The 1,098-nt window shown below is 42.0% G+C and carries 1 protein-coding gene and 1 pseudogene; one reads left to right on the plus strand and one right to left on the minus strand.

Annotation, left to right across the window (positions count from 1 at the left end):
* Window positions 1–532, plus strand: a 532-nt coding sequence (locus tag F6K49_RS52030; protein ID WP_293110876.1) for a phytochelatin synthase family protein, incomplete at its 5' end; no start/stop codon positions are given.
* Between the two features lie 151 nt (window positions 533–683).
* Here the strand turns inward: F6K49_RS52030 and F6K49_RS52035 are convergent.
* Window positions 684–1,098 (minus strand): annotated as a pseudogene (locus F6K49_RS52035) (sodium-dependent transporter); the annotation flags it as partial.

A 1,098-nucleotide genomic window follows, 5' to 3' on the forward strand; every position in this document is an offset into this window, starting at 1 on the left:
TACTCAGGAAAACCTGGCTTACTGTGGAGTAGCTAGTATGGTCATGGTGCTAAATGCTTTATCAATTCAAGCTCCAGAGGCACCGGAATTTAGGACTAACCGCTTCACCCAGAAGAATGTTTTGAATGCCAAAACTGAGGAAGTGCGCATGGCTGAGGTGATTGCTCGTCGGGGCATGACTTTGGAACAATTAGCAGGATTATTGGAAACTTATCCAGTTAGAGCAGAGGTTTACCATGGTGGTGATTTGACCCTGGATCAGTTTCGCAACATAGTGGTAAAGAATTTGCAAGAAGCGGAAAATTTTGTCTTAGTCAATTACTTACGCAAAGCCATTGCTCAGAAAACTGGGGGACATATTTCTCCTTTAGCTGCCTACAACAAAGAAGCAGACCGTTTTCTGATCCTAGATGTCTCTCGTTACAAGTATCCTCCGGTCTGGGTCAAGGCTGAAGAATTGTGGCAAGCCATGGCGACTAAGGATTCAGAGTCTAAAAAGACACGGGGGTTTGTGCTGGTGAGTACCCGTTGATGGTCAAATTGATGGTCAAATTGATGGTCAAATTGATTGCATTCTCATTAATCTATCAATATTGAGGTTTATTTTAAGCTGACAGCTGACCGCTGACCGCTGTTCGCGTAGCGTGGCCTACGGCCAACGGCTTCAAAACTAATCCTTAAAATTAATCGGTTCTCCCATTGATCAATGTCTTGTCTGTGACCAGCAAAGACAGGAAAATAAGTAATGGCAAAAACACCATTGCCCAGCCAATTCCTAAAGCCCAGGCTGGGTATCCTTCATAGGGAGTCCTAATATCTTTAGAAAACTGGGTTGCTAGCAAAGCGACTAAAGCCATAGGAATCAGGTATTTTATAGAAAAATTCCACCATTTCCCAACCTTCCAATCACTAACTTTGTTGATGTATCGTCGTAGCTTTTCAGCACCATACAACCATCCCACTAGGATAGATTGAAAAATAGCTACCAACATCAAGTTATAGTTAGTAACAAAATGATCTACAATATCTAAAATGTATAATCCAGCTCTGGTAGTGTAAATAATTCCAGCAATAAATCCCCCTAGACAAACCCCAATT

Source organism: Moorena sp. SIO3I6, assembly GCF_010672095.1.